This is a genomic window from Caballeronia sp. GACF4 (assembly GCF_023631025.1).
Lineage (GTDB): Bacteria > Pseudomonadota > Gammaproteobacteria > Burkholderiales > Burkholderiaceae > Caballeronia.
On sequence record NZ_JALQDW010000020.1, the window covers coordinates 1 to 23,829 of the forward strand.

Sequence of the window (23,829 nt, forward strand, 5' to 3'; positions counted from 1 at the left end):
CGTCCCAACCCCAAAAGGTCAGAACCGCTCGCGCCATCAAGTGCCCACACTTATCGGCTGTTAGTTTTTAAAGAGCATTGCGCTTTGATCGCTTCGCTTGTCTGCTTGCTTTCTTGCGCGCCGTCATTCAACGGGAGGCGAATTATGACTGGCGAAAGACAGCATGGCAACCCCCTTTTCGAAAATAATTTTCGGGCAGCCACTAAGCGATGTTTGCAGCCTTTAGCAAGTTATTCGAAAGACGAAAGCAAAGTGCATGGCTGGTCGGCTTAGAAAGTTAACTTCCAAAGAACGGAACGCAAAAGTCCGCAGGGCCGACACAAGCATTCGACGATGACGATGACGATGACGACGGCGACGACGACCCAGCCCAACGATGCACAGTCCCTGACGCCGCGCCGCTCTCATGCATGCCGCCGTATGCCTCATTCGTTTCATTGGTGTTCTGCTGCGCGGCGACCTTTGCTTCCGCAGCCTGAATGTCGGCCGGATAGTTCGTACTGTCGCCCGACCCAACTGAATAACCCGCTTGCTCGATCTGCACGAGCTCGGCTTTCACCTGCGCGCGCGTGAGCGGTTCGCTCGACCCTTGAGCAAAGGAAAGCGCAGGCGCAGCGACAACGACGAGCGACACGACAACCTTGGCGATGATGTTCATGATGCAAGACTCCGGCAAGAAAGGGTTTGGCTGGATCGATGACGACCCAGGAACCTCATCGAACACGCTCGACTCTCTTGAATCTTCGAGCGCTGAGGCTTCAATTCGTAAACCCGCCCATGCCGGAATCTATTCCCATCGTCCTGCTAAAAACTCAAGCGCGATCAACGCGTCTCTGGAACAAGGTGCACGCGCTTCTCGGTCGCGGCCTCGACGGCCTCACGCGAATAGAGCAGCGGGAAGTACTCGCCATCGAGCCACATCTGCGCGAGATCGCGGTAATGCGGGCTATCCGGATCGCCCGATTCGCCCGGCAGATTCACCGCGCGCGATGCATCCCAATTGCCGACATCGACGATCACGCGAAACGATGGTCCATTGGTCTCGCGGAAATCGCTTGCGCGATACGTCGATTGATTCGGCGTATAAGCACTGCCGCCCTTACCCATGGGCCCGACGTTGAGCTTTGCGCGCGTGTCGGCATCGACGGCATCGGCCAGTGGATGCGCGTTGAGATTGGTTTGAAGCCCGCCCCACTGCCAGCGCGTAGCGTCGTTGCCTTGCAAGCGCGACATCTCCGCATAAGCGTCGCGCAGGCTCGACAGCAACACGGCATCGCGTTTCGCTTCAGCGTTGTCACCGAAACGCGCGGCCGGATGTTCGAGCGAGTCGAGCATCACGGCCGTGTCCGGCGCACCGAATGAAGCCGCCGCGTCCTTCGGCAAGACAGCTTGCTTGAATGCGCGGCCGAGATGTCGCGAGAGCCAGACCTCTTCGAGCGCGGCCTGTGCCGAATCGGCGCGCATATGCGCATCCCAGCCCTTGAGCATGCCGAGCGCAGCGCGCGTGTCGGCACCGTCGCTGGAAAGAGGCTGCAACAATGCGACGAGACGACGTGCGGGTATCGACACATCATCGTTTTGCAAGCGCTCGGAATCTTCGATCGATACCTTGTCTAGCGACTTCAACACTTCGTCGATACGCTGATGCCGCGAGCCGTTGGTCCATTCGAATCCGAGCTTGCGTTCGGCATAGGGATAGCCCGCCGGCAGATTCATTTCATTCGATGTAGTGAAGTACCCTTGCGACGGGTTATAGACCGAAGGCATTGCGTCGCGCGGCCAGAACCCGGACCATTCATAGCGGCCATCGCCGGGAACGGGCATGAGGCCATCCCAGTTCGGACGAACAGGCGCAAGGCCGCTTGGCACCCAAGCAATGTTGCCTTGCGTGTCCGCATAGACCTGATTCACCGTGGGCGCGCCCCAGGTCGCAAGCGACGACTTGAACTGCGCATAGTTCTTCGCGCGCATGTAGCGCATGGAATCGAAGTAAGGCGACATACCCGGCGAGAGCCATGCGGTACGCACGGCGAATGCGCGATGCTTGCTGTCTTCCGTGTAGATGACGGGACCATGACGCGTGAACAGTAGGTCCGCTTTGACGGGCGCCGCGCCGCGTACGTTGATCGTCTCGTGCACGACATGCATCGGCTCCCATTCACCTTTGTAGCGGTACTGCCGCGCATCGGCGGGGTTCAACTCGTAGACGTAGAGATCTTCCTGATCGATGTTGAAGATCGTGAGACCGTACGCAATGGACCCGTTATGACCAATGGATATGCCCGGCGAGGAAGGCTCGCCGCCACCGATGATATCGAGCGTCGGCGTGCTGATCTGCTGGATATAGCGCAGGCTCGGCGCGGCATAAGCGCGATGCGGATCGTTCGCCATGATCGCGCGGCCCGTCGCCGATTTGCCCGGTGCGACCACCCAGTTGTTGCTGCCCTCGGTGATTTCCTCGGGATTGTCGGCAACGGCAATCATCGAAGTCGAGGCATCCGCGCTCTCGAGCGATTCCTTCGTCACGCGCACGCCTTGCGTCGCCAGCGTGAAGACCTTGAGAACATCGTCGGGCAGGCATGGATCGAGACCCGCGGGCATCTGCGGCTTCCACTGTGGCTGCAAACCGAAGCGCACGGAATCGGCATCGAGCGAACTCTTGCATGCGACGCGCGCACGCGCCACTTCGCTCGTCAAATTACGCGTCAGGCCATGACTGCGGATACGCACGACATCGTCCGCGCCCCACTTCGCGGGCCAGTAACCGACTTTGCGAAACTCATAAGGCATGCGGTCCGGATGCGCGGCAAGCCAGTCGATATACGCGTTGACGCCTGCTGCAAAGCGCGTCGCGGCCGGCTTGGCATCCGGTCCATAGCGCTTCCATTCGGTCTCCATGTCGCCGCGATAGAGAAAGAGCCGCGTGGCCTTGTCCTGCTCGACATACGCGGGCCCGAAGACTTCGGCGAGTTCGCCAAGCCCGCGACGACGCCATAGATCGATCTGGAACAGACGATCGCGCGCGGCGTTGAAGCCTTGCACGAAGAACGCGTCGCTGTCGTTGGCCGCGTAGATATGCGGCACGCCCCAGCGATCCACCAGGATGTCCGAAGGCTCGGAAAGTCCTGCCACGGTGATCGTTTCGGTGGGGGTATCGTCCGCGAGGGCGGATTGAATGGGAAGTGAGGCGAGCAATGCAGCGCTGAGCAGCGCGGAAATAAGGCGTCTTGCTGGCATGTAACCGTCTCCTGTCGACAAGAGCCGGAACACACGCCTCCGACTCAAGTCTCATGCGAAGCTATTGTTGGATTTTGCGCACGACGCGTGACCATACGTCGATTCCGCGATCGCTCGAACGTCGTATGAGACGTGACGATGAATCGCGCACGCAACCCGAAGCCTATCGCAAAGGAGAAACTCATGCCCGACGAAACTCTCGACCCGGTTGAAGTCGCGCGACGTGTTTATGAAGCGTATGTGAGGAAGGATCGTGCCGCTATCGAAGCGCTCATCGCGAAAGACTTCCATTTCACGAGTCCTCGCGATAACCGTCTCGACCGCGCGACTTACTTCGCGCGTTGCTGGCCGAACGCGAACGCAATCGCCACCTTCGACTTCGTTCACATGAGGCAGGACGGTGAACATGTGTTCGTCACGTACGATGCGCGCATGCTCGACGGCAAGGCCTTTCGCAACACGGAGATTCTCTCGATACGAGCCGGCGAGCTGCACGACGCGCAGGTATTCTTCGGCTGGACGCTGCCGCACGAGGCGCCCGAAGGCGATTCAATTACGGCATGATTCCTTCTTCATTGCCGCATCTCGCCGAGCGCGGCCGCGATCTGCCGGCTCATCTGCGCGAGCGCGCGGCTATGCGCCGCGGCGATGGCGGCGAAACCATCGCCTTTCGTGTTTTCGTGCACGAGCGTGTGCCCGTCGAAATGCGATACACCATCGGGGGCGCGAAGGCTCCAGAGTGCATCGAGCGTGACGGAATCGTCGATGACGGATTCGAAATGCATCACATCGACGCGTAGCTGATAGGTCTTGATATCCGCACTCGCCGGATAAATCGACACATTATCCACGCCAAGCACGCGCGACAAATCCGCTGCCAACGTACGCGCGATATTCTCTTTCAACGGCTCGCCCCAGCGCGCGTACTCGTTCATAGTCACTTCGTTCGGCATGGTTCGCGTGATCATTTGCGGCTTGTCGACAAGGTCGGGAACCGTCACGGGCCCCACGGTCACGCGAACGGGCCTGACATTCGCGGCAGGTTGCAGTGTGGCTTCAGGACTTAACGTATAGAACGCGGCCTTGGGCGATGCACCACACGCACCGACCATGACGATGAGCGCTAGAACGAAGAAACGGTATATCACCTTTTATCCTCCGGCTTGCCGCGCAGAATCGCTTCCGGATGCTGTTCGAGATACTCCGCGAGATTGCGGAATGCAGCGGCCGTGCGCGACAACTCACGCATGGTTTCGGCGGTGCTGGTCTGCAACGGCGAGTCGCTCTGCAACGCGCGGCTCGTCGCGCCGAGCGCCTCGCGTGCAGCCGCGAGCGTTGCCTTCGCTTGTGGCGCGACGTCGGTGTCGAGCGTTTTGATAAGCACCTGCGCCTGTTTGAGCGTATCGCGCAGGTCATTGCTGATCCCTTCGATCGGAATCTTGTTGAACTTCGCCACGAGTGCCTGCACGGAGTCCTGCAATGACTGCAAGCCGCCCGGCACGGTCGGAATTTCCGGCGGATCGCCGCTTGTGTCCATCTTTTCTTTCGGCGTGTTCGGGAAGAAATCGACCGCGATATAGCGCTGCCCCGTCAGGATGCTACCGGTACGCAATTGCCCGCGAAAGCCGTGCTCGACCATGTATTGCAAGAGCCGATGCCGGTCGGGCACGAGACGTCCCGTCTTGTCGCCTGCCCGTATGCGCATGGTGAAGCGTTCCGGATAGAAGTTCACGCGTACGGGGATGCTGAATTCCCGCCGCACCGGATCGTATTGCGTATTGATCGCCGTCACTTCGCCGAGCACGATACCGCGAAAATCCACTTCCGCGCCGACCGACAGACCGCGCACCGATTCCTTGAAATTGAACACGTAGGTATCGACGATACGATCATGCCGCTTCATTGCTTCGGGGCGTGTTCCGAAGAGCTGGAACACGCTGCTCGCAGGCGCTTCCGCGAGATCCTGATGATCCGAGCTATCGGCAAGCTCTTTCAAGGGCGCCGGCGTTTCGAATGCGAGCCCGCCCACGAGTATCGCGACGAGCGATTCGGTGTCCATCTTCACACCGGTCGAATCGAGCTTGACGTCCACGCCGCTCGCTTGCCAGAAGCGCGTATCGAGCTTGACGTACTTGTCGTAAGGGGCGTTGACGAAGATGTGGATGGTCACGCCCATGCCGTCCGCATCGAGCTCATAGGCGGTCACCTGTCCCACCTGGAGACGCCTGAAGTAGATCGGTGCACCGGCATCGAGCGAACCCATGGTCGGGCTCTTCAACACGAACTCGCGCCCCGGCACGTCCGCCGTGATGACAGGCGGCGATTCGAGCCCGGTATAGTCGTGACGCTTCGCGCTCTTCACGCCCACATCCACGCCGATGAACGCGCCTCCGATCAACGTGCCGAGGCCCGACACCGTGCCGCCTGAAATGCGCGGGCGCACGACCCAGAAGCGTGTGTCGTCGACGAGCATGTGTTCCGCATCCTTCGCCATTTCCGCCGATGCGATCACGCGCTTGTGATCCGGCGCGAGCACCACGCTCTTGACCGTGCCGATATCCACGTTCTTGTACTTGAGCTTGGTCTTGCCCGCTTCGAGCCCCTCGCCCGTGTTGAAAGTAATGGTGATCGTCGGACCCTTCTCGAGGATGGCCTGCACCGCGAGCCATCCGCCGATAAGCACCGCGATGAGCGGCACGAGCCAGATCAGCGAAATGCCGAAGCGCGGGCGGCGGGCGGGCAAGGCTTCGGGAAATTCATCCGGAGGCGCTCGCTTGATGTCGGGAGGTTCAGCCATGTCCTTGGTCCGCGGCGTCCCAGATGAGACGCGGGTCGAATGCCATTGCCGCGAACATCGTCAGCACGACGACTCCACCGAAAGCAATGGCGGCGGCGCCCGCGCGTATCGTCGCCAGCGCATTAAACTGCACGAGCGCGACGAGCACGGTGATCACATAAATATCGAGCATCGACCAGCGACCGACGAACTCGACGATGCGATAGATCTTCGTGCGCCGCGCGGGCAGCCAGCGCGAGCGCATCTGCGTGCTGACGACGAGCATGAGCAGCGCGAGTATCTTGAGCATGGGCACGGCAATGCTCGCGATGAACACCAGCACCGCGAGCGGCCATGAACCCGAAGTCCACAGATACGCGACACCGCTCGTGATGGTGTCCTTCTGCGCGCCGAAGAGCGAACTCGTATCCATCACGGGCAGCACGTTGGCGGGAACGTAGAGCACCATCGCGGCGATCAGCAGCGCCCACGTTCGCTCGATGCTGTCGGGCTTGCGAAAGTGCAGCCGTGCATGACAACGCGGACAGTTTCCGTCGTGTGCATGCGGCGGCGCCTTGGAAACGAGCGCGCAATCGTGACAGACGAAGAAGCCCGCTTGTTTCGCGGTGCGCGCGTGGCCGCGATAAGCAGGGGCATCGGCGAGGCTGCTTTTGTAGATCAATGCCCATGCCTCGCGCGGATCGAACGATGCCGAAGCGCCCGAGATCAGCAGCATGACGCCGCCGAATGCAAAGAGCGCAAGGCCAGGCACGACACTCGCGATATGCGCAAGTTTCACGAGTGCCACGAGAAAGCCGAGGATCAGCACCTCGGTCATGCCCCACGGCCGCACCGTATGCAACGCGCGAAAGGCGGCACGTCCGGCACGCGGCGCGTAGCCCCTGCTCAGTGGAACGAGCAGCCACGCCATGGCGCACATCTCGGCAAGCGGCATGATGAACGTGGTCGCGAGCACGAGCCCCGCGATGGGCCACATGCCATCGGCATAAAGCACGCGCACCGCGCCGAGCAGGGTGGTTTGAACCACCGTGCCGCTCACTTCGAGTCCCACGATAGGAAACGCATTGGCGATGCAGAACATCGTGAGGGCGGCGAGCGTGCAGGCAAGCGCGCGATTCAGTCCATCGGGACGATTGCGATACAGCGGCGCGCCGCAACGTGCACAGCGCGCGACGCCGCCTCTTTGCAGCGCGGTTTCATGTTGCAGGAGATCGCATTCGTGACAGGCGATCAAACGCATGTTGGAGTGCGCGTTCATGGCGATGGCTCGTTCTTCGCATCGCGTTTGACCACCGCGCCGCGCGTGTCGTAGACCACTGCCGTGCGTTGCTCGGCTTCCGCGACCCAGCCGCCGCCCATCGCCTTGTAGAGCGAAACCATGGCATTGAGCGCGGCGGCCTGCGTCTGCGTATAGCTCAACTGCGACTGGAAGAGGCTGCGTTCCGCATCAAGCACTTCGATATAGCTCGTGTAGCCACCCTCGTAACGCAGCCGCGCGAGATTGGCATAGGTACGCAAGGCATCGACCTGACGGCCCTGCACATCGCGTGCTTCGCGGCTCTTGGTTAGCGTGATGAGACTGTCGTCGACATCCTGAAACGCCACTTGAATCGCTTTTTCATAGGAGAAAAGCGCTTGTTGCTGCTGCGCCTCCGCCGCCTTTACTTGTCCGCTGATCGCTCCGCCCGTGAAGATGGGCTGCGTCACGGCACCCGCGAACGACCACACGCGCGCCGCTCCCGTGAAGAGTTGCGAGAATTGCGTGCTTGCAGTGCCGAAGAGGCCCGTGAGCGATATCGACGGAAAATACAGCGCCCGCGCCGCGCCAATCTGCGCATTCGCCGCGATCAGGTTCTGCTCCGCCTGACGCAGATCCGGCCGCTGCGTGAGCAACTCCGAGGGCAGACCTTCTGGGACTTGCGGCGTGGCCAGATCGTCGAGTTCGCGGTCGCGTGCGATGCCTTGCGGATTACGGCCCAGCAGAATGGACAACGCGTTTTCTTGCGTGGCGATCTGCTGTTCGAGTTGCGGAATCGTCGCGAGCGCGGCCTGATACTCCGACTGCGACTGCGCCAGTTCCATCTGCGAGACTTCGCCGTATTGAAAGCGCAGGCCGAACACGATCACGGACTCCTGCCGGCTCTTGACCGTGGCTCGCGCAATATCGAGTTGCCGGTCGAGCGAAACGAGCGTGATGTAGGTCGATGCCACCGAAGCCACCAACGACAAAATAGTCGCTCGGCGGCCTTCCTCACTTGCAAGCAGACTAGCGCGTGCGCTTTCCGTCTGACGCCGCAAGCGCCCGAACACGTCTATTTCCCACGAAGCATTCAACGCGAGCTGATACTGATTGATGACCGTGCCTACGCCCGGCGGCAATTGCGCGGACCCGATGGGTAAGCGCTCGCGCTCGGCATTCGCGCCCAATCCCACTTGCGGAAACAGCTGCGAACGCGTGACTTGAAATTGCCCGAGGAATTCATCGACGCGCGCCGCCGCGATCTTCACATCCTTGTTCTCCTGCAACGCAATGGCGATCAACTGATTCAACGCGGGGTCCTGAAATTGCTCCCACCATGCCGTGTTGGCGATCTCGTTCGATTGCTGTGCGGCGAAGCGAAAGCTATCGGGCGTTTCGATGGCGGGACGCTCGTAATTCGGCCCGAGCAGACAACCGCCGAGCATCGACGACACGATCAGCACGATCACACGCGATGACGGTTTCATGGCTATGTTTGAGCGCATGTCATTCGCCTCCGTGCGTCGCGGGCCCGTCATGGTCCGCCGCGGGCGATGAACCCGGTTCGCCCTTACCTTCGCCTTTCTTCTTCGACCCGAACCTGGCGCTCATGGTCTCGATGACGTAATAGAACATCGGGATGAAGAACACGGCGATGAGTGTGGCGCCCAGCATCCCGCCGATCACACCCGTGCCGATGGAATGCCTGCTATTCGCCGATGCCCCCGTCGCAATCGCAAGCGGCACGCAGCCGAGAATGAACGCGAGCGATGTCATCACGATCGGGCGCAGGCGCTCGGATGCGGCGGTCATCGCGGACTCGTAGATGGACTTGCCCGCTTCGCGGTTGAGCACCGCGAACTCGAAGATCAGAATGGCGTTCTTCGCCGCGAGCGCAACGAGCATGGTGAGGCCGATCTGAAAGTACACGTTGTTGTCGAGCCCGCGAAGCAGAATGGCGAGCAGTGCGCCGAACAAGGCGAAGGGCACGGCGAGCAAGACGCCCATCGGCAACGACCACTTCTCGTATTGCGCGGCGAGAATCAGGAACACCATGACGAGGCCGAAGACGAACACCATCGCCGATGAGCTGCCCGAGCTCTGTTCCTCGTATGCTTGACCGCTCCACGCAATACCGTAGTCCTGCGGCAACGTGCTCGTCGCAATGTCCTGCAGCGCGGCCATGGCCTGCCCCGTGCTGTAACCGGGCGCGGCGTTGGCCGTGATCTTCACCGCGGGAAAATTGTTGAAGCGCGTGATCAGATCGGGACCGGTCACGTACTTGTACGTGACCACGGATTTCAACGGCACCATTTCGCCTGAACTGCCGCGCACGAAGATGCGATTCAGGTCCTCGGGCGTGCGACGCTCCGACGATTCCGCCTGCAGGATCACCTGCCACAGACGGCTGTCCTTGTTGAACTGCGAGACGTAGAGCGAACCGAACATGGTCTGCATCGCGCTGTAGACATCCTGCACCGGAACGCCGAGCGTTTCGGATTTGGCACGATCCACTTCGACCTGAAGCTGTTGCGCGTTGGCGTTGAACGTGGATGTCACGCCCTGCAATTCGGGCCGTTGCTTCGCTTTCGCCAGATAATCCTGCACCCTGGCCGATATCTGCGCGCTGCCCGCATCGCCCTTGCTTTGTATCCACATCTCCAAACCGCCCGTCGTGCCAAGGCCCGGAATGGAAGGCGGATTGACGGGCAGCACGATACCCTGACTCACCGTGGACAAATTCTTGTACGCGCCGAGCAGCACGGCGCGCGCATTTTGCGTGCGAATGTTCGCGGACGAGTAGCGCTCATCGAAACTCTTGAAGCCGACGAAGAACGTACCCGCGTTGTTCTTCGTCTGACTGTCGAGCAGGCTGAAGCCATCCACCGTGGTGATACTGTCCACGCCTGGCTGCTTCATGAAGTAATCGGTTACGCGTTCCGAGACTTCTCCGGTGCGGTCGAGGCTCGCGGCATCGGGCATGATCACCGCGCCGAGCAGATACCCCTGGTCCTCGGGCGGCAAAAAGCTCGTGGGTATCGACTTCACCATCCAGATCGAAAGGCCGATCATGCCCGCGAAGATCAGCAACATGAGGACCGAGCGCTTGATGACGAACGCCACCGAGCGCGAATAACCGCGCGTCATCTTCGCGAAGCCATTGTCGAACCACACGAAAAAGCGCGCCTTCTTGCCATGCTCGGGCTTGAGCAACAGTGCCGCGAGCGCGGGCGACAAGGTCAACGCAACGATCCCGGAGAACACCACGGATATGGCGATCGTGATGGCGAACTGCTTGTACAACTGCCCGGTGATGCCACCGAGAAACGCCACGGGCACGAACACCGCGCATAGCACGAGCACGATAGCGACGACCGGTTCCGAGACTTCGTCCATTGCGCGCTTCGCGGCTTCTTTCGGCGGCAGCTTGAAGACCGTCATGTTGCGCTCGACGTTCTCGATCACGACGATGGCATCGTCCACCACGATCCCTATCGCCAGCACCATCCCGAACAACGTGAGCATGTTGATGGAAAAGCCGAGCAGCGACATGCCCACGAACGTGCCGACGATCGACACCGGCACCGCCAGCACCGGAATGAGCGTCGCGCGTATGCTCTGCAGGAACAGATACACGACGATAACCACGAGCACGAGTGCTTCGAAGAAGGTGTGGATCACATCGGCGATCGAAGCGCGCGTGAACTCGGTGGTATCCATCGAAACGCGATAGTCGATCCCTTCCGGAAATGACTTCTTCATCTGTTCGAGCGTGGCGCGCACTTGCTTCGATACATCGAGCGCGTTCGCGCCCGGCTGCTGATACACGGCGATCACCGTTGCGGGCTTGCCCTGAAAGCGGCTGCGGATCGAATAATCCTTCTGTCCGAGTTCGACGCGCGCCACGTCTTTCAAGCGCACGATAGCGGCGCCTCCGTTCTGCGCGCGAATGATGATGTTCTCGAACTCGGCAGGCGTGGCGAGCCGTCCCGTGGTGGTGACGGCGAACGACTGCTGCACGGGCGTGCCCGTCGGCGATTGTCCGATACTGCCCACCGCAAACTGCTGGTTCTGATTGGACACCGCGCTCTGCACTTGAGAAGGCGTCACGCCGAGCTGTGCCATGCGTTCGGGCTTGAGCCAGATGCGCATCGCGTAATCCGGAAAGCCGAAGATGCTCGCCTGATTGGCGCCGGGAATGCGCTTCAGTGCATCGAGCACGTAGATGTTCGCGTAGTTGGCGATATACGTCGCGTCGTAGCGGTTGCTCGGAGAATAGATGGCGATCACCATCATGAACGCCGACGACTTCTTCTGTACCTGCACCCCTTGCGCCTGCACCGATTGCGGCAACTGCGGCAACGCAAGGTTCACGCGATTCTGCACGTCCACTTGCGCGAGTTGCGGGTTGGTGCCGATATCGAAAAACACGTTGAGCGTCATTTGTCCCGTCGATGAGCTCGACGAGTTCATGTAGATCATGTTGTCCGCGCCGTTCACCTGTTGCTCGATCGGCGCGGCCACGTTGTTGGTGACGACATCCGCGCTTGCGCCGGGATACTGAGCCGTCACCGTGACCTGCGCGGGCGTGATGTCCGGATACTGCGCGATCGGCAACGCGAGCATGGCAATGACGCCCGCGAGCGTGATGACGATCGACACGACCATCGCGAAGATCGGCCGGTCGATGAAGAAGTGAGAGAATTTCATGGCGGCCTTCGCTCACTTCGCCTGTTGGGCTGGCTCGACCTTGATGGTCGCTTCGCCTGGCGGCGCAACGGGCGCGGCATCGCCCTTCACGTTGACGGGCGCGCCCGCGGACACGCGTATCGCGCCATCGACGATCACGCGGTCGCCTGCGCGCAGACCATCCGATATGAACCAGTTGTCGCCGAGCCAGTCGCCCACCTCCACCACTTGCTCGCGCGGCGTCTTACCGTCCTTGTCGAGCAACCATACGTAGTGGCTTTTCGCGCCCTGCAACACGGCGCGTTGCGGCACGAGAATGGCGTTCGGCCGCGTGAGGCCATGCACCAGCGCGCGCACGAACTGGCCGGGGCGCAACTGCCCGGCCTTGTTCGGCAGCACCGCGCGCACGAGGAACGTGCCCGTGTCCTTGTTATACGAAGGCGCGAAGAAATCGACCGGGCCGGTATCCGGATAGCGCGAGCCATCGGCGAGAATGACTTCGACGATATAACGCTTGTCAGCGGGCGCGGTCAGGCGTCCTTTCGCGATCTGATCGCGATAGCTCAAGACCTCGTTTTCCGAGAGACTGAAGTTGATCCACATGGGATCGAGTTGCGCGACCGAAGTCAGCAGGCTCGAATTGCCTGCCGAAAGATAGCTGCCTTCCTGCATGCGCGCATAGCTCGACAAGCCGGTGAGCGGACTCTTGATGGTGGTGTAGCCCAGATTGAGTTCGGCGTTCTGTACTTCGCCTTGCGCGGCGATCACCGAGGCCTGTGCGGATTTCTCGTTGCCGATGGCGTCGTCGAGATCCTTCTTGCTGACCGCGTTCAGCGCTTCGAGCGGACGCACCCGCGCGAGATTCGCCTTGGTCACGGTGAGCCGCGCCTGCTGTTGCGCGAGCTGGCCGCGCGCGGTTTGCAGCGAAGCCTCGAACGGCTTGCGATCCATTTGGAACATCACCTGCCCTGCTTTCACGAGCGCGCCTTCGGTGTAGAGGCGCTTTTCGAGGAAGCCTTCCACGCGTGCGCGGATCTCCACTTCGCGCGAGCTCTGCGTCTGCGCGACGAATTCGAACGTGACGGGCGTGTCGTGGCCTTCGACGGTCATCACGGTAACTTCGGGCGCGGCGGGCTTGGGCGCGCTCGCTTGCTTCTCGCATGCCGCGATGGCGAACATCAACGAGACGCCGACGAAGCGCATGCCCGCGCGCCGCCAGCGCACGAACGCCGACGAAGCCGGAGCGGGGGCTTTGAAGATCCGCAAAGGTGAAGTCGGCATAAGTGTCTCCGCTCGCGTGGCTCGCGTCTATTGCACGGTGTAGCCGCGTCCCGTCATGCAGGCGGACACGGCCCGGTTGAAGGTCGTCATCTCCTGCGAGACCTGTTGCTGATTGGCCTGCTGCTGCGACGCGGCCGCACGCCGCTGCTGCCGTTGATGCACCCCGCCCATCACTGCACCGCCCGCCGCACCTGCTGCCGCGCCCTTGCCCGCGTCGCCGGCTATCGCACCCATCGCGGCGCCCGCTGCCGCCCCGCCCGCCGCGCCACGCACGCGTCCGCCCTGTTGCTGCGTTGGCGGTGGCTGGTTAGCCTGCTGCGCGAGTGCCATCGGATCGACACCGGTGTTCTGCTTCGCCCATTGCTGGCATTGCGATACGTCATTGCCCTGCTGGCTCTGGCTTTGGCCGCGCGCGGGGTAATAGATCGCCTGCTGCGCGGCTGCTTCGAGCGTTACCGCGGTCGCAAGCATGAGCGCCAAGCTCGATGACAGGCGCACGCGCCGGCTCCGCGCGGTTTGAAACGTGCTGTTCATTTCGGTACTCCCTCTCAGTGTTTTCGTCGATGCCTGACCGTCTGCGCACGCAACCGGCCCTCGTTCCATGTGTCGTCGTTTTATGCGGTACCGGGAAGGACGTCATGGCGCCTCGCGCACGCGTGCAATGGCCGCGCGCACCGCGCCGATGAACACTTCGTCGTCGAATGGTTTATGCAGATAGGCCGCGGCTCCCGCGGCGAGCGCCGTATCGCACACGGCGGGATCGTCGTGAGCCGTGACGAAGACGATCGGCATGTCGGTGCCCGCCAGACGCCGTTGCACTTCCAGCCCGTTGATGCCTGGCATCTGCACGTCGAGCACGATGCAGTCGGGCCGCCATGCGGCGTCGTTTTCGTCGAGTGCGGCGAGCAACGCGTCGCCCGTGCCGAAGCTCGCCGACGCCATGCCGGCCGCACGCAGCAGCCGCTTGAGTGCCCGGCAGACCGATTCGTCGTCATCGACCACGGCCACGGTTGGCGTCGCATCGCTCATTGGATCAGGCGTGAAGTTCGGCAGCACCACGAGGCGCTGTGTCCACGCCCCGGCTCTTGATTTCTCGCTGGAGAATAGGCGCGCAGCTCTTGAACCGGTATTGGACTTTAGTCCCATGAGCGCGGTGAGGGATAAACCGGGGACCCGGTCCGGGAAGAAAACCGGGACCGACCGCTAAATTCGAGATACGAATTCCGCTATAGTCTGCGGCTTCACGCGCCGGAGGGGTCGGCGATGTGTCGTTGAAGGTATGTCGTTGAAGAGGAGAATCCGATGAAAACCATCCATCACCTATGTCAGGGCGGCTCGGCCGCGGCCATGTTGCGCACGGCGTTGCGCGATCCCGTCATCGATATCCTCGACGATGGCTCGATCGGCCCGCTCGTCGATGTCGACACCGGCTCGCCCGATGCGCGCGTCGGCTTCATGAAGGCGCTCTACGCGTGCGGCGGCTTCGATCCGCAAGACGAAGCGTCGATGGACTGGTATGGCGAGTTACGCGACATGAACCGGCGCCTCGCCGACCTGACGACTCAGGCGTCCGAGGTAGTGATCTGGGCCGAGGCAGGCGATGTGGAACAAGCGCTGCGTCGACGCGCGCACTGGTGGCTGCGCGACGCGGACGTGCCCGTGAGCGAAATCGATGCGAGCCTGCGCGCCGTGGCTCGCGCGATTCCCAAGGGACAAGCGCTGGCGCTGGATGTCGGCGCGGCCGCCGCGCTCGTCGCGGCACGCAAGCCCGCAAGCGCCGGCCTGCGCGCGCAACTCGCGAACGAATGGGCCGCGCTCAAGGAAGATGGCGAAGCCGTGCGTGTGTGGGAAGACGGCAAGCTCGCTTCGCATCCTATCGATCATTACGACGCGGACTTCATCGCGCTCGCGTCGGGCGCCCCGGCCAAGCTCGCAAGCAGCGAGATGCTTGGCGCGGCCATGCATCGTTCGGGACGCAGCGATCTCTTTTGCAAGTGGCGCTTTGCCTGCCTCGTCGAAGCAGGCAAGTTGACGGTAACGGAAGGCGACGCCCACGATCTCAACTCGGTGTGGATCGTAAAGAGTTAAGCGTCGGGCGTTCGAATCTCACCCCGCAAAACGCGGCTCTGGAAGGCCTGTCACGCCGAGTCCCGTCACCGCGAAAAGACCACCCTTGTCGCGCTCTTTCTGCGGAATGCCCCACATCGGGCGGCCCATCGTCGTGACGTAAAGAATGTCGAGATTCGGGCCGCCGAACATCACGCTCGTCAGATTGCGAACCGGAAACGGCACGACACGGTCGAGCGAGCCATCGGGCGCGAAGCGCAGGATGCGCCCGCCGAACACCAGCGCGGACCATACGTAGCCTTCGGAATCGACCGTCGCGCCATCGAATGTGCCGGCCATGTCGCGCGCGGAAGCAAACAGCCGCTTGTTCGATATGGCGCCCGTTTCGATGTCGTAGTCGTACGCGTACATCTCCTTGCTATACGTGTCGGTAAAGTAGAAAGTGCGGTTGTCCGGGCTCCAGCATGGACCGTTCGAACAACTGATGCCGCTGTCCAGATGCGCGATCTTGCCGTCCGTATCGAGCCGATAAAGTCCGCCGCTTTTCGTGGAACGCTGGCCGCGATCCGCAAAGTAGCGATCGAAGTCGTAAGACATGGTGCCCGCAATGAACCGCCCTTGCCGATCCACCTTGCCGTCGTTGAAACGCGTTTCGGGATCGTCGCTTTCCGGGTCGCCGATAAACTGCACCGTCTGCGAGTCGAAGTCGTAGAAATGCAGCCCGTTCGCGAGCGCGACCACCGCGCCGCCTTGTTCGCGCAGCGCCATGGAACCGATATGACGCGGCACGAAGTAGCGTTCGACCTCGCTGCCATCGGCGCGGCAGCTATAGATTTCGGCGGCGGTACTGTCGATCCAGTAGAGCTTCTCCTCCTTCACGTCCCAAAGCGGTCCTTCACCCAGATGATTGTTGGCATCGACCAGCAAGCGGGTTTCGGGCATCGTCGTCTCCTTCCTGGTTGTGGCGTGGCTACGCCTTGTCCTTGTCCGCGAGGCGGTGAGCGATCAACGCCATCAGCCTGCGATCGCGCCAGCTACTGCGGTTTTCGATCTGATCGCGCGGCAGAACGGCGCGGCGTTCGGCGTCGAGCTTAGTCAATATCTCTTCGGGCCAGTCGAAAGGCACGCGCGTCGCCGTGATGTTGCGATACGTGCCGCCATAGCGCGCCGCGTAATCCGCGACGCCGCCTGGCGCGTTCAGATCGATCGTTTCGAACGGACCCATGAACGACCAGCGCATGGCGAGACCATCGCGCATGACCGTATCGAGGTCGGCCGCCGTGGCGTAACCCTGCGCATAGAGACTGAGCGCTTCGTCGAGCACCGCGCCTTGCAGGCGGTTGAGCAGAAAGCCCGAAATTTCACGATTCACGGTCACGGGCTTCTGTCCCGCCGCTTCGTAGATGGCGCGCGCTCGTTCGATCGCTTCGGGCGCGGTCCACGGCGCGCCGCATAGCTCGACGAGCGGCACGAGCGAAGGCGGATTCACCGGATGCGCGACGAGGCAGCGCGCGCCGCCTTTCAAGCCTTGCGTAAAGGTCGATGCAGGCAGGCCCGAGGTCGAACTGGCAAGCAGCGCATCGGGATGAGTCAGGCGGTCGAGTTGCGCGAATAGTTCGCGCTTGGGTTCGACCATCTCCGCGATGTTCTCCTGCACGAGAGCCGCGTCGGACACGGCTTCTTCGAGCGACTCGCAAGTCTTGATGCGCGCGACGATGGCATCGGTCGACTCGTCGGTCAGCTTGAACGACGCGAGGTCGTCCACGCTTTCCCGTATCGAAGCGATCGCGCCGTTCAGCATGTCCTTCGACGCATCATGCAGATTCACGCTGAAGCCCGCGCGCGCAAACACGATGGCCCACGCCCTGCCGATGCGTCCTGTACCGATGATCGCTATTTGCCTTGGGTTCATTTCTTGTGTCTCCTCCGGTTTTTTATGAGCGGCTCGTCAACCTCGCTTGTCGCGCAACGTGATCACCGCGGCCAGAACGACGAGGCCATTGATGATGTCGCGGACCGCTGGCGGCACCGTCGTGCCCGCGAGCAAAGTGCCGAGCGCGGTAAGCAGAAGCGCTCCGCCGAACACGCCGAGATAGTGACCGCGTCCGCCCGTGATGAGCGCGCCGCCGACCACGACCACGGCAATGGAAGGCAAGAGATAAGGATCGCCCATGCCGAGAAACGCCTGCGAACTGAAGCCCGCGAGCAGCAAGCCGACGAGCGCGGAACACAGACCCGAAAGACAATACACCGCGATCAACGTGGAGCCGACGCGCACGCCGGAAAGACGCGCGGCAATCGGCGAATTGCCGACCGCATAGACGCGCCTGCCGAACGGCGTCCGATGCAACAGCAACAAGGCAATCGCGAGAAACAGCGGCACGCTCCAGGCGGCTAGCGACAGCGGACCGAGACGAGCATTGACGAACTCGCTGATCACGGACGGCGTCCAGCCTTGCGGTGAGCCATTGCAATAGATGAGCGTGAGACCTTGCAGCAGGCCGTTCGCCGCCAGCGTCACGACAATCGGCGGCAAGCCGAGCATGACGACGCCCACGCCGTTGAAGATGCCCACGAGCAGGCCCACGCCGAGCACGACCGGCACCGCCCAGACCGCGGCGCCGTTCAAGCCATGCGTGAGACCCGTCAACAGTACGCCCGATAGCGTGATGAGCCACGGCATCGACAGATCGAGACCGCCGGTGAGAATGACCGCGCCTTGACCGAGACCGAGGACCGCGAGAAACAAGGTCAGCGTGAGCAGGCTGCTATAGAAGTTCGCGCTGATCAGCACGCCCGGACCATAGACGAAGCCCGTGATGACGACCACGCCGAAGAACAGCAGGTACGCGGGAATCACGTACTTGACCCATTCGCGATTGCGCTCGATCCAGTCCGGGATCGCGCGGCCCTTCAACTCCTTGTTCTCGATGGGACGATAATCGCCGACTTCGAACGCCACGTGCCGCGCATGGCCGTCATCGCGTGCACGCGTGCCCGTTCGCACGGCCTTGAGCCATTGCGAAGCCTGCCGCACGCACTCGTGCGCCGCCGACTGCTTGCCGATGGAAGAACCGAGCACCGCGAGAATCAGGATCACGGCTTCGGCAATCGTCGTGAAGAACGCCGATACGTTCAAGACGAGCAGGATGTTCACCGTGATCATCAGCGTCATTGCGGCGAACACGCTTCCAACGCAACCGCCACGACCGCCACCAAGCAACGTGCCGCCGAGCACGACCGCCGTGAACATGGAAAGCAGGAGCGGGCGGCCGACGAGCGGATCGGCCGAACCCGTCTGCGCCGACACGTATAGGCCCGCTGCCGCGTAGAACATGCCTGCGAGCGCATAGGTCGCAATGCGATAACGCGTGACCGGCATGCCGTTGGCATACGCGCCATCGGGGTCGCTGCCAAGCGCATAGAGACCGACGCCAAAGCGCGTGCGCTTGATGAACGACCACACGAGCAAAGCCACGACGAGCAGGACAGCCGACATCGGTATCTTGTCGGGAATCAGGTCGGCCGTGAGAAAGCCGCCGAATTGTTCGCCGATGCTGCCGCCCGGCTTGTTCTGGATGAGCAGCGTGACGCCTTGCACCATGAACATCGTCGCGAGCGTAACGACAATGGATTGCAAGCGGAACCACGCGATCAGCGCGCCGTTGACGAGGCCGATGCCGCCGCCTATGGCGATGATGAGCGCGACGCCCGCCCACTGCTCGACGGGCGAGCCTTGCACGAAGCGCACCGCGAGCACGTTGGCCAGCGACACGACCGCCGACGCCGACAAATCGAACCCGCCCGACAGCACGACGATGGTCTGCCCGATGGCCGCGAGCGCGAGCGTTGTGCTGCTCGATATGACCGAACCGATGTCGTACATGCCGACCGGCGTGGCGGATAGCGCGACCCACGCAATGAGCATGGCGAGCAACGCACCGATCGCGATGATGAGCCCGCGATGATGGTCGATGCGCGCGCCGATTCCCACGCGCGCGCCGGGCCTCACGATCTCGCTTTCTGGCGACGCTATGGCTATTTTCATATGCAACTCCTCAACTGGATAGCATCTTGCGCATTACGTTCTCTTCGGTAAGCGCCTCGCCTTCGAGCTCGCCCGCATTGCGGCCGCGATACATCACGGACACGCAGTCGCACACGTTGACGAGTTCGGGCACGTCCGTCGAATAGAACAGCACGGAGCCGCCCGCCGCCGCGAACGCACGCATCAAAACGAATATCTGATGCTTGGTGCCTACGTCGATACCGCGCGTCGGGTCGAACATGAGCCACACGCGGCTTTGCGTGAGCAGCCATTTGGCCATCGCGATCTTTTGCTGATTGCCGCCCGAGAAAGAAAGACACGGCTTGTAGAGCGCACGCGGATTCACTTCCATCTGCGCAAGCGAGCGGCGTATGGCCGCCTGTTCGCATTTGCGGTCGATCAAGCCGAAACGCGAGTAGCGTCCGATCACCGGCAGCGATACGTTCTCGCCGCCCGGCAAGCGCAGGAACAAGCCTTCGGTCTTGCGGTCTTCAGGCAGGAAGCTCGTCGCGACGCCGGCCTTGAGCGAATCCGCCGTGGACGTCAACGTAACCGGCTTGCCGTCGATACGAATCTCGCCATCGTCGATGAAGCTCGCGCCGAAGAGCGCCTCGAACATCTCGCGCTGGCCCATGCCCTGCAACGCCGCGATGCCATGCACTTCGCCCACTTTCAGCTTGAGGTCGAAGTCGCTCACGACGCCATCGACACGTATGCCGCGTGCTTCGATTGCAGGCGCGCCGTGGTTCTCCGTCAGCACAGGCGGCGTGACCTTCGGCGGATACTTCGCTTCCATCGAGCGGCCGATCACGAGACGAATGACTTCGTCATCGGAGATATCGGCGGTATCGAAAGCACCGACGTCCTTGCCATTCCGATACACCGTGAGGCTGTCGCAGAACTCGCGCACTTCCTGCATCCGGTGCGAGATGAACACGAAGGTCACGCCCTGCGTCTTCATCTCGTCGATACGGCGCGAAAGCCACGCCACGTCGCGGCCCGATAAAGCGGACGTCGGTTCATCGAGCAGCAACACTTGCGGCGCGCGCACGATGGCCTTGGCGATCTCGATCTTCTGCCGCACCGGCAAGGAAAGGTCGCGTATATAAGCGCCAGGACGCACGTCCGACAGTTCCAGCTTGTCGAGCCATTCGGCCGCCTGGCGTTGCGCTTCGCGCTTCCTGATGCGCCCGAGAAAGCCGGTCGGCTCGTACGACATCAACAGATTCTGCGCGACGGTGAGATCGCGCACGAGTGTCATCTCCTGAAACGCGGTCTGCACGCCCGCCCGATGCGCGTCCTTCGGGCCTTTCATCGCCACGTCCCGACCCATCACGCGAATGCTGCCGGCGTCGGGCTGCATGAGACCCGACAGCAGCTTCACCGTGGTGGACTTGCCCGCGCCGTTCTCGCCGAGCAGCGCATGCACCGCGCCGCGTTTGACGGAGAACGACGCCCCGTCGAGCGCGACAGTGGCGCCGAAGCGCTTCGTCACGTTCGACAGGTCGATCGCAAGGGATGTCATCGCTTGCCTCCCTTAACCTTTAGATGTCGCTCAGTCCTGATTGCCGGTGAGCGCCGCGTTGAAGCCCACTTCCTTCGTGTCTTCCGAATAGATGTCGGCGAACCAGCCCGGCGGCACCTTGTCCGGCATGAAGGCCGTGCAACCCGCCTTCAGTTCCTCGATACTGCCCGTCTTGCACAGCTTCGAATCCTGCGTGAGCACGAGCGGCAGCTTGAGCGTCACGCGCGGCGGAAAGTCCTTGCCGTCGAGCTTCTGCACGGCCATCTTGAGCGCCATGGCGCCCGAGTACGGCGGCGCGCCATACGAGATCGAGCGATACCCGATCGAGCGATACGTGCCCTCGCCCTTGACCGTTCCCGGCGGCAGCATCTGCACACGATGCCCGTTCGACGATTCGCCCGCGCACGGCTTGATCTTGTCATCGGCAATACCGGCTTCGAGCTGCATCGACGCCGCCGTGAAGCAGCCGACCTGCATCCACAGGCCGTCGATCTTGTCCCAGCTATTCGTCGCGAGAATCTTCGAGAGTTCCGTGCGCGCCGTCGCCTGGCTCCACATGCCGGTGCCTTCGGCGACTATCTTGATGCCGGGGAACTTCGCGAACACGGCCTTTGCCGCTTCGGTGCGCGCGCGGTCCACCGACGTGCCCGGCACGCCGTTGACGACCACGATATTGCCTTTGCCGTTGATGGTCTTCGCGAGCCATTCTGCGGTGACGGTGCCTGCCTGATGCTGATCGATGGTCACGTTATGCGCGCACGGCTCGGTCACTTCGCCGTCGTACGCCGCGACCACCACGCCCTTGGAACACGCGTTCTTGATCGCGCGATTGAGCGCCGTCGGCGAGATCGGGTAGATCACGATGGCTTTCGCGCCTGCCTGCACCATCGAGTTGATCTGCTGAATCTGCTTCTGTGCGTCGGTGCCCGCGACCTGCACTTCGAGATCGACTTTGTCCTTGAGCGCTGGCGTGTTGGCCATTGCCTTCACCATGTTCGCGGCTTCGGTCTGCCAGTCGTTGCCGACATAGCTCATCGACAGAAACACCTTGTACTTGTCCGCCGCTGCGGCCTGCCCTGTCATCGCGATACCGAGCGTCGTCGCGAGCGCCAAACCGAACGCCGTGCGTTTCGCACGACGAATTGTCTGCGTCAATGCTTTCATGTCTTCCTCCGGGTCTTCGTATGGTTTTTACCGCTTCTGCTATTGCGCGCTTTTACTTCGGAACATGCGGCAAGCGAGCGCTCGCCGGCAGTGCAATACCCGCGCTGCCGGGCACGACGTTGGGATCGTGTCCGGGTATGACGAAATCCGCGATCTGGCGAATCTGCGAAAGCGAGCTGAACTCCGCCAGCGTTTCATGCACGATGCCAACGGGCACCAGATCCACGATGTTCTCCATGCAGTTCGCACAGTCGCCCGCGATCAGCACGACGCCGTCTTCGGTGTCCACCGCGACGGACTGATGCCCCGGCGTATGTCCCGGCGTCGGCACCACGCGCACGCCCGGCACGATGTCGGCCACGCCATGCACGAACTGCCACCGAAAATACGCCAGCGGCTCGCGGCCGATCAGAAACTCCTGGTAATACGTGGCCTGCGTCGGCAATGGATGCCCCGCGTATTCCCATTCGCTTGCCTGCACGATGAAGCGTGCGTTGCGAAAGAGCGTGTTGCCGCCCGAGTGGTCGTAATGCAGATGCGTGTTGATGACGATATCGACGTCATCCGCGCTCCATCCCACGTACTCCTTGAGCGCGCGTTCGAGCTTCTCTTCGGGCGCCTGCTCGCACGGACACACGAAGTTCGAAACCCAGCCCGGATCATGAATGCCGGTATCGACGACGATCTTCTTGCCGGCCCCGACGATTGCCGTGGACCACACCGGCACCTTGATCTGCTGGCCGAAATAGCGGCCATACACTTGCGACGAGCGATCGACGGTCAGCCAGCCCGTCGGCATCGCGACTACTTTCAGCTTTGCCCTGTCGTTCACGATGCCCTCTGGCTCAGAAGTTGGTTTCGCTTGCGCCCTTCAGCTTCAGCATCTCACGCGCTTCGTCAGGCGTGGCGATGTCGAGCGACAGTCCTTCGATAACCTGACGAATCTTGCGCACTTGCGCCGCGCTCGATTCGGCGAGCTTGCCCGGTTCTATCCACAACGAATCTTCCAGGCCCACGCGCACGTTCGAACCTTGCGAGAGACCAATGGAGCCGAGCGTGATCTGGTTACGGCCCGCGCCGAGAATCGACCAGACATAGTCCTTGCCGAAGAGACGGTCGGCGGTACGGCGCATGTGCGCGAGGTCTTCCGGATGCGGCCCGATACCGCCGAGCAGACCGAACACGCTTTGCACGAAGAAAGGCGGCTTGGCGAGCCCGCGATCGACGAAATGCGCGAGGTTATAGAGATGCGAGATGTCGTAGCATTCGTATTCGAAGCGCGTGCCGTTCGCACCGCACGACGTGAGGATGTATTCGATATCCGCGAACGTGTTCTTGAACACGAGATCGCGGCTGTTCTCCAGATGCTTGCGCTCCCACTCGTGCTTCAGATCCTTGAAGCGGTCCAGCATCGGGTAGAGACCGAAGTTCATCGAACCCATGTTGAGCGACGCCACTTCGGGCTTGAAGTGATGCGCGGGCTTCAGACGCTCGGCCACCGTCATGTGCGGACTGCCGCCCGTCGTCAGATTGATGACGGCGTTCGTTTCGGCCTTGATGCGCGGCAGAAATTCCTGGAACACGGCGGGGTCTTGCGTGGGATGACCATCGTTCGGATCGCGTGCGTGCAGATGAAGAATCGCGGCGCCTTCCTTAGCGGCGGCGAGCGCCGCATCGCCGATCTCTTGCGGCGTGACCGGAAGATACGGCGACATCGACGGCGTATGAATTGCGCCCGTGGGCGCGCACGTGATGATGACCTTGCGTCTCGTTGCCATGTC

At 61.9% G+C, this 23,829-nt stretch carries 19 protein-coding genes; 2 read left to right on the forward strand and 17 right to left on the reverse strand.

Going from position 1 to position 23,829, the window contains the following annotated elements; genetic code table 11:
* Positions 1-277: 277 nt before the first annotated feature.
* Entirely contained in the window at positions 278-649 is a 372-nt protein-coding gene (locus NCR40_RS19340; RefSeq protein WP_502801006.1) for a DUF4148 domain-containing protein, read from the reverse strand.
* Positions 650-822: 173 nt separating this feature from the next.
* A complete protein-coding gene (locus tag NCR40_RS19345; protein WP_250510357.1) occupies positions 823-3,237 on the reverse strand; it encodes a penicillin acylase family protein in 2,415 nt (804 codons plus the stop codon).
* 183 nt (positions 3,238-3,420) lie between these two features.
* Between NCR40_RS19345 and NCR40_RS19350 the strand changes: the two genes are divergently transcribed.
* Complete coding sequence (locus NCR40_RS19350; protein ID WP_250467475.1) at positions 3,421-3,801, forward strand: nuclear transport factor 2 family protein; 381 nt, start codon at positions 3,421-3,423, stop codon at positions 3,799-3,801.
* 8 nt (positions 3,802-3,809) lie between these two features.
* Here the strand turns inward: NCR40_RS19350 and NCR40_RS19355 are convergent, their stop codons facing one another.
* The 8 genes from NCR40_RS19355 to NCR40_RS19390 all read right to left on the reverse strand — a co-directional run bounded on the left by NCR40_RS19355 (position 3,810) and on the right by NCR40_RS19390 (position 14,273).
* Complete coding sequence (locus tag NCR40_RS19355; RefSeq protein ID WP_250510358.1) at positions 3,810-4,385, reverse strand: PqiC family protein; 576 nt, start codon at positions 4,383-4,385, stop codon at positions 3,810-3,812.
* Complete coding sequence (locus NCR40_RS19360; RefSeq protein ID WP_250510359.1) at positions 4,382-6,034, reverse strand: PqiB family protein; 1,653 nt, start codon at positions 6,032-6,034, stop codon at positions 4,382-4,384. Before NCR40_RS19360 ends, NCR40_RS19355 begins: the two co-directional genes overlap by 4 nt.
* Positions 6,027-7,292, reverse strand: a complete 1,266-nt coding sequence (locus NCR40_RS19365) for a paraquat-inducible protein A (protein ID WP_250510360.1) — start codon at positions 7,290-7,292, stop codon at positions 6,027-6,029. Before NCR40_RS19365 ends, NCR40_RS19360 begins: the two co-directional genes overlap by 8 nt.
* Complete coding sequence (locus NCR40_RS19370; protein ID WP_250510483.1) at positions 7,289-8,761, reverse strand: efflux transporter outer membrane subunit; 1,473 nt, start codon at positions 8,759-8,761, stop codon at positions 7,289-7,291. The genes NCR40_RS19365 and NCR40_RS19370 overlap by 4 nt, the downstream gene beginning before the upstream one ends.
* Positions 8,762-8,780: 19 nt before the next feature.
* The gene (locus tag NCR40_RS19375) at positions 8,781-11,984 is read right to left on the reverse strand and encodes an efflux RND transporter permease subunit (protein WP_250510361.1); all 3,204 of its coding nucleotides are present in this window, start codon (positions 11,982-11,984) and stop codon (positions 8,781-8,783) included.
* A gap of 12 nt (positions 11,985-11,996) precedes the next feature.
* Positions 11,997-13,244 carry an efflux RND transporter periplasmic adaptor subunit gene (locus tag NCR40_RS19380; RefSeq protein WP_502800398.1) on the reverse strand — a complete coding sequence of 416 codons (1,248 nt, stop codon included), beginning with the start codon at positions 13,242-13,244 and terminating at the stop codon, positions 11,997-11,999.
* A 27-nt stretch (positions 13,245-13,271) separates the two neighbouring features.
* On the reverse strand, positions 13,272-13,778 hold the full coding sequence (locus NCR40_RS19385) for a YMGG-like glycine zipper-containing protein (RefSeq protein ID WP_250467480.1): 507 nt from the start codon (positions 13,776-13,778) through the stop codon (positions 13,272-13,274).
* 102 nt (positions 13,779-13,880) lie between these two features.
* Positions 13,881-14,273: a response regulator transcription factor gene (locus tag NCR40_RS19390; RefSeq protein ID WP_250510484.1), complete on the reverse strand. Its 393-nt coding sequence runs from the start codon at positions 14,271-14,273 to the stop codon at positions 13,881-13,883.
* 273 nt (positions 14,274-14,546) lie between these two features.
* Here NCR40_RS19390 and NCR40_RS19395 point away from each other — a divergent pair, with 273 nt between their 5' ends.
* Positions 14,547-15,332 (forward strand): DUF3658 domain-containing protein, encoded by a 786-nt coding sequence (locus NCR40_RS19395; RefSeq protein WP_250510362.1) that lies wholly within the window; start codon positions 14,547-14,549, stop codon positions 15,330-15,332.
* A gap of 18 nt (positions 15,333-15,350) precedes the next feature.
* On the opposite strand, the gene NCR40_RS19400 is transcribed toward NCR40_RS19395, so the two are convergent.
* The 7 genes from NCR40_RS19400 to kce are packed head-to-tail and all read right to left on the reverse strand — an operon-like array spanning position 15,351 to position 23,826.
* The gene (locus NCR40_RS19400; protein ID WP_250467483.1) at positions 15,351-16,253 is read right to left on the reverse strand and encodes an SMP-30/gluconolactonase/LRE family protein; all 903 of its coding nucleotides are present in this window, start codon (positions 16,251-16,253) and stop codon (positions 15,351-15,353) included.
* Between the two features lie 28 nt (positions 16,254-16,281).
* The gene (locus NCR40_RS19405) at positions 16,282-17,223 is read right to left on the reverse strand and encodes a 3-hydroxyacyl-CoA dehydrogenase (protein ID WP_250510363.1); all 942 of its coding nucleotides are present in this window, start codon (positions 17,221-17,223) and stop codon (positions 16,282-16,284) included.
* Between the two features lie 36 nt (positions 17,224-17,259).
* Positions 17,260-19,359 carry an ABC transporter permease subunit gene (locus NCR40_RS19410; RefSeq protein ID WP_250493695.1) on the reverse strand — a complete coding sequence of 700 codons (2,100 nt, stop codon included), beginning with the start codon at positions 19,357-19,359 and terminating at the stop codon, positions 17,260-17,262.
* Positions 19,360-19,369: 10 nt separating this feature from the next.
* Positions 19,370-20,884, reverse strand: a complete 1,515-nt coding sequence (locus tag NCR40_RS19415; protein WP_250510364.1) for a sugar ABC transporter ATP-binding protein — start codon at positions 20,882-20,884, stop codon at positions 19,370-19,372.
* 30 nt (positions 20,885-20,914) lie between these two features.
* The gene (locus NCR40_RS19420; protein WP_244828735.1) at positions 20,915-22,048 is read right to left on the reverse strand and encodes a sugar ABC transporter substrate-binding protein; all 1,134 of its coding nucleotides are present in this window, start codon (positions 22,046-22,048) and stop codon (positions 20,915-20,917) included.
* Positions 22,049-22,100: 52 nt separating this feature from the next.
* Entirely contained in the window at positions 22,101-22,847 is a 747-nt protein-coding gene (locus NCR40_RS19425; RefSeq protein WP_284507813.1) for an N-acyl homoserine lactonase family protein, read from the reverse strand.
* Between the two features lie 46 nt (positions 22,848-22,893).
* Positions 22,894-23,826 carry a 3,5-dioxohexanoate:acetyl-CoA acetone transferase gene (kce, locus tag NCR40_RS19430; protein WP_250467488.1) on the reverse strand — a complete coding sequence of 311 codons (933 nt, stop codon included), beginning with the start codon at positions 23,824-23,826 and terminating at the stop codon, positions 22,894-22,896.
* Between the last annotated feature and the right edge of the window lie 3 nt (positions 23,827-23,829).

What these genes read in the sequence shown, in the direction of transcription:
- kce (WP_250467488.1), bottom strand. Translation starts at nt 23,826, where the DNA reads ATGGCAACGAGACGCAAGGTCATCATCACGTGCGCGCCCACGGGCGCA.
- NCR40_RS19380 (WP_502800398.1), bottom strand. Translation starts at nt 13,244, where the DNA reads ATGCCGACTTCACCTTTGCGGATCTTCAAAGCCCCCGCTCCGGCTTCG.
- NCR40_RS19375 (WP_250510361.1), bottom strand. Translation starts at nt 11,984, where the DNA reads ATGAAATTCTCTCACTTCTTCATCGACCGGCCGATCTTCGCGATGGTC.
- NCR40_RS19395 (WP_250510362.1), top strand. Translation starts at nt 14,547, where the DNA reads ATGAAAACCATCCATCACCTATGTCAGGGCGGCTCGGCCGCGGCCATG.
- NCR40_RS19415 (WP_250510364.1), bottom strand. Translation starts at nt 20,884, where the DNA reads ATGACATCCCTTGCGATCGACCTGTCGAACGTGACGAAGCGCTTCGGC.
- NCR40_RS19365 (WP_250510360.1), bottom strand. Translation starts at nt 7,292, where the DNA reads ATGAACGCGCACTCCAACATGCGTTTGATCGCCTGTCACGAATGCGAT.
- NCR40_RS19420 (WP_244828735.1), bottom strand. Translation starts at nt 22,048, where the DNA reads ATGAAAGCATTGACGCAGACAATTCGTCGTGCGAAACGCACGGCGTTC.
- NCR40_RS19385 (WP_250467480.1), bottom strand. Translation starts at nt 13,778, where the DNA reads ATGAACAGCACGTTTCAAACCGCGCGGAGCCGGCGCGTGCGCCTGTCA.
- NCR40_RS19400 (WP_250467483.1), bottom strand. Translation starts at nt 16,253, where the DNA reads ATGCCCGAAACCCGCTTGCTGGTCGATGCCAACAATCATCTGGGTGAA.
- NCR40_RS19350 (WP_250467475.1), top strand. Translation starts at nt 3,421, where the DNA reads ATGCCCGACGAAACTCTCGACCCGGTTGAAGTCGCGCGACGTGTTTAT.
- NCR40_RS19360 (WP_250510359.1), bottom strand. Translation starts at nt 6,034, where the DNA reads ATGGCTGAACCTCCCGACATCAAGCGAGCGCCTCCGGATGAATTTCCC.
- NCR40_RS19425 (WP_284507813.1), bottom strand. Translation starts at nt 22,847, where the DNA reads ATGCCGACGGGCTGGCTGACCGTCGATCGCTCGTCGCAAGTGTATGGC.
- NCR40_RS19370 (WP_250510483.1), bottom strand. Translation starts at nt 8,761, where the DNA reads ATGAAACCGTCATCGCGTGTGATCGTGCTGATCGTGTCGTCGATGCTC.
- NCR40_RS19410 (WP_250493695.1), bottom strand. Translation starts at nt 19,359, where the DNA reads ATGAAAATAGCCATAGCGTCGCCAGAAAGCGAGATCGTGAGGCCCGGC.
- NCR40_RS19405 (WP_250510363.1), bottom strand. Translation starts at nt 17,223, where the DNA reads ATGAACCCAAGGCAAATAGCGATCATCGGTACAGGACGCATCGGCAGG.
- NCR40_RS19345 (WP_250510357.1), bottom strand. Translation starts at nt 3,237, where the DNA reads ATGCCAGCAAGACGCCTTATTTCCGCGCTGCTCAGCGCTGCATTGCTC.
- NCR40_RS19390 (WP_250510484.1), bottom strand. Translation starts at nt 14,273, where the DNA reads ATGAGCGATGCGACGCCAACCGTGGCCGTGGTCGATGACGACGAATCG.